Raw genomic sequence first — 4,139 nt, forward strand, 5'->3', positions numbered from 1 at the left:
AACAGCTCGATCGCGGCCGGCCCCTCCCACGCACCCTTGACGGTAATGTCCTCGCAGAAGTAGCGCACCAGCTCGCAAATTCGCGCCGAGCCGTCTACATGAGGAATGATTTTGAGCAGGTAGTTCGGCGCGGACAGCGACGCGAGGATCTTGTCGTGCGGCAGCGTGCGATGCTTGTAGCCCATCGTGGCGACGGCGATCGGGATTTGCCCGTAACGCAGTATGCCGCCGATCGTGTCCTTATCGACGCGAAGCTGCGGCGACGCCAGCTTCTTGGGAAATCCCCAGAGTTCGCGTCCACCGGCGATCGGCGCTGGGTCGTCAAGATACATGGCGTGCGAGTAAGTGCCCCGTTGCCCCTGAAACCGCACCGGAATGGTCTGGCCGCTTTCCGTATAGTCGCCAAAGCCAGTCGAATCAGGCATCCGGATGAACTCGAAATTGACGAACGGATCGGTCATCTCCAGCGGGGCGGGGATCACTTCGGCCAAGGCCTTCGGGTCCGTTCGATAAGTGATGATGAGGAATTCGCGATCGACGAAACGATACGGACCGCACGCGAACGCGGGGCTCGTGAGTGGCATCGCAAAGGCACGCTCTTTCACATCGGCTTCATTCATGGTGTCTGCTCCTGGTGCGGAGGTTGGACAGGAGTGAGGTCGTGGACGTGAATGCCGTGAGCGAGCTCCACCGCATTACGCCACGCCTGACGCTCGATCGCGCTGCGCACGTCGCGCAGTCCGCCTTCCCACAACTCCGTCACAGTCGCCCGCGAGAACTCGTAGTCCTTGAAATCGGACGATCGCGTGTCGTGGTGATTCGTAAAGCGCACCAGTGCAACCTCCCCGCGTGTGCTCAACGCCGCGAGCCGCTCTACATCGGGATGGGATCGAGCCTCCGGTGGAAGCATATCCAGCACGCTATGCAACGAGGCGCGCAACTCCTCCAGTTCCTTGATGCGGTGCGCGCTGAAACGCGTCCTGCTCGCGTACTGCAGGTCCTTCGTGCGCTCCTGCACCTGGTGCAGGTTATGCGGCAATGCGCCGGCACTACTGAATATGTCGACCTCGATGACCACTGCGCTCGCTCTGTCGTCTTGGTCGACCACATACAACAGCGGCGTATTGGACGAGATACCACCGTCCCAATACCACTCACCGTCAATGCCGACCGGCGGAAAGCCCGGTGGTAGCGCCCCGCTTGCCATGACGTGCTCCGGGGTGATCCGGCTCCTCGTATTATCGAAATACACGCTCTCACCCGAGCACACGTTCACTGCCCCCAGCGAAAGACGCACCCCTTTTCGATTGATGAGATCGAAGTCGACGAGTGCCTCGAGCGTCGCTTTCAGCGGCTGCGTGTCGTAGAAGCTCAACGCGCCCAGGCTGCCGTCGATTGCCATGAAGGGCGGAGGGAAACGTGGCGAGAAAAAACCGGGAACGCCAAAAGCGGCAGCGGACGCCGCACTCACAGCATTTAACAGTGGCCGTATCACGTTCAGTGACGCCGGTGGCACGAACGGGTCCCGTGCAGACACGCCCTCCCAGAATTCGCGAAGCCGTTGGACACCACGCTCCGGCGGATTGCCCGCGATGAGCGAAGCGTTGATCGCCCCGATCGACACTCCCACAATCCAGTCGGGTACGAGCCCGGCTTCTACCAGACCTTCGTACACGCCCGCCTGATACGCGCCGAGCGCTCCGCCACCTTGCAGCACGAGGACCTTGTGATGAAACCTGCCCCAATTGACATCCGTGGTGTTCATCGCTCGCTACCCGTTATCAGGTCAGATGTTCGATTCGAGCCACTTTCTGCAAACCTTCGACTTATGCACGGGCTTGCTGCAAGAAACGTGCTTCACCAAGCAGCGCCAGTGACATACGTTGTTCCTCTAGCGATTGAAGGAGCCTGGCGAGGTTCTTCGGCTCGACGTGAATGAATCCCAGGCGAGGACTATCAATATCGGATATGAGCGCCATTGATAGCGCGACCGTCACGGGCACGATCGTAATGAGAAGGCCTCTTCGTAGCGTCCCTTTTGTGCCATAGCCCTGCAAGACACATCCAAACAAAGCGATGACAATCATAAGAAACCATACCCCGGGGGGGATGTGATTGATACGTGCGGCCTCGGAATAATCCTCAGAGTTGAGCACATCGTTCATCCCCGCAACGATGAGAGCGCTTATCGGCGTAGGCTTGTCTTGCGCTAGCTGAGTCGCAAGCCGCCATAGATCCGATTGCAAATTGGCGGTATCGCGCGCGATGCGCTCAAGTTCTTGCGGATCCTGCGTCCGATAATCCGCTAGCCTCAACTTCGTGTAGCGAATCAAGTCATTCTTTATCTTTGCCCTGACCGTAGCGTCGGACAGATCGGCTCGTGCGTATTCCGTGCCAATTGCGTTGGCTTCGCCTTCCTCCAGATTCTTGCGCTGGTCATAGCGGCCGACCGCCATCGAAAGGCTGAACCCGACGAGCAGCGCCAGCAATGTCAGTGTGGCGGTCTGGACAATATTGAATTCGTCGCGGTCGTCTTCCGCTAGTACGGCGAGGCGCCGTAAAACGTACGCACCAAACGCCACCGCTGCGCTGAAGAGAACGAGAAGAACGACAAACAGGACAGCCGGATGGGCGATGTATCTTGCCATGCGAAGCCTCCAATGAAGCAGCGCCTTCATCCGTTTTAGCCGAAGCGGTGATCGACATCGCGTCAAGCATTAGGCATAGGATGCTTTTGCGGGGAACGGCTACGCAACGTTCTCCGGCCCGAACAAACGTTGAGGTGTATCAGCGCGATCCGCTACGTTTACGTGGTCTTATGCGCGTAGTCTTATGCATCAGATCCACGAGCCATGCTCCAGCAAACCAGCGCTATCGATCCGACATGTAAGCGGGAGTGCCCGCCATGCAGCTTGACGAATTTGAAGCCGACCGTCGGTCGGCAACTGACGGCCGCTGACGCAATTGCCAGTCCCGACCCGCACTCTTTCAGTATGCGTGCCTTAAACAGTCGCGTAGCTCACAGTCCGAAGCGCGCAAGCGTTGCTTGTTCTTTCGGACGGCGTAAAGTCTCAACCTGCAAGGGGTTCGCTTTTTCACCGCCGGTTTCCCGGACCCATTGGAGGGTGTCCTGAATGGTTTGGGTGAGCGGCATGAACGGGAGCCCACAGCTGAGTGCGCGGCTATTGTCGGCGTGAAATATTCCGCCTGCTTCAGTGTCGCTTTCAGCAATCCACAGCGGCAGTTCCGTCCATCCCTCGATGCCTGCTTCGAGAACCTGCTCGTCCGCGAGCCAAGCGAGCCGGGCACCGCTTTGTGAAACCTCCTCGCAGCGGATGAGGAACTGTTCCATCGTCAACGTCGATGCCGGTCCCACTGCATTGAGCACAGTACTGGCCTTGCCCTCCGCCATTTGCAGACACCACTTAGCAACATCTCGCGCATCGATGAACTGGATGGGGCGCTCGCGCCGCCCCGGTGCGAGTACGTGGCCGCCCGCCGCGATACGTCGAATCCAGTACGTAAATCTCCCGGTGGGATCGTATGGGCCGACAATCAAGCCCGGCCTGAGAATTGCGACGCGCCCGGGCATGGCTGACTGAATCGCAGCTTCCGTTCTGGCCTTCAACGCGCCGTAACCATCATTGCCTTGAAGGACGTCTGCGTCCTCGTCATAACGTGTGCCGGGCGGGAAACTGCGATAGACGGATATGCTGGAAATAAACGTGTAGTGCTCTGGAGGTGCCTTTAGCGCTGAAAGCACGAGGTGGATATGCTCTGGGGTGTACGCCGAAGGGTCGATTACGGCATCGAATTGTCGCCCCGCCAAAGCCGAGAGATCGGAATCCCTATCGCCACTAAGGCGTTCGATCTCCGCAAACAATGATGGGGCTTGTCGACCCCGATTGAATATCGTCACGTCATGGCCGCTCTTCAGGGCCGCCTCAACGATGTGTCGACCAAGAAACAACGTACCGCCCATTACTAGGATTCGCATAAGGAATACGCCTCCGTTCCGATGAGTCTGAAACGCTACACGGGGATTATTTATTTCACAAGCAAGCTCACGAGTCCTGCGTGTGTTCTGACTGCAGCGCAGTATCTCGTATCAACCACTGGACGTCGGGGTTGAGGCGCCC

At 58.5% G+C, this 4,139-nt stretch carries 4 protein-coding genes; all 4 read right to left on the reverse strand.

Annotated features, from left to right (window positions below; genetic code table 11):
* The coding region (locus VL598_RS00220; protein WP_325324688.1) for an acetoacetate decarboxylase at nucleotides 1–620 on the reverse strand (620 nt) is incomplete at its 3' end.
* On the reverse strand, nucleotides 617–1,765 hold the full coding sequence (locus VL598_RS00225) for a patatin-like phospholipase family protein (protein ID WP_325324689.1): 1,149 nt from the start codon (nucleotides 1,763–1,765) through the stop codon (nucleotides 617–619). The genes VL598_RS00220 and VL598_RS00225, both read right to left, overlap by 4 nt.
* Before the next feature lie 61 nt (nucleotides 1,766–1,826).
* A complete protein-coding gene (locus VL598_RS00230) occupies nucleotides 1,827–2,648 on the reverse strand; it encodes a hypothetical protein (protein WP_325324691.1) in 822 nt (273 codons plus the stop codon).
* A 371-nt stretch (nucleotides 2,649–3,019) separates the two neighbouring features.
* A complete protein-coding gene (locus VL598_RS00235; RefSeq protein WP_325324690.1) occupies nucleotides 3,020–3,997 on the reverse strand; it encodes an NAD-dependent epimerase/dehydratase family protein in 978 nt (325 codons plus the stop codon).
* Between the last annotated feature and the right edge of the window lie 142 nt (nucleotides 3,998–4,139).

This window comes from Trinickia sp., from assembly GCF_035492435.1.
Lineage (GTDB): Bacteria > Pseudomonadota > Gammaproteobacteria > Burkholderiales > Burkholderiaceae > Trinickia.

Bases quoted from the DNA above. Each gene is read 5' to 3' on its own strand.
- VL598_RS00225 (WP_325324689.1), bottom strand. From the start codon at position 1,765: ATGAACACCACGGATGTCAATTGGGGCAGGTTTCATCACAAGGTCCTC.
- VL598_RS00230 (WP_325324691.1), bottom strand. From the start codon at position 2,648: ATGGCAAGATACATCGCCCATCCGGCTGTCCTGTTTGTCGTTCTTCTC.
- VL598_RS00235 (WP_325324690.1), bottom strand. From the start codon at position 3,997: ATGCGAATCCTAGTAATGGGCGGTACGTTGTTTCTTGGTCGACACATC.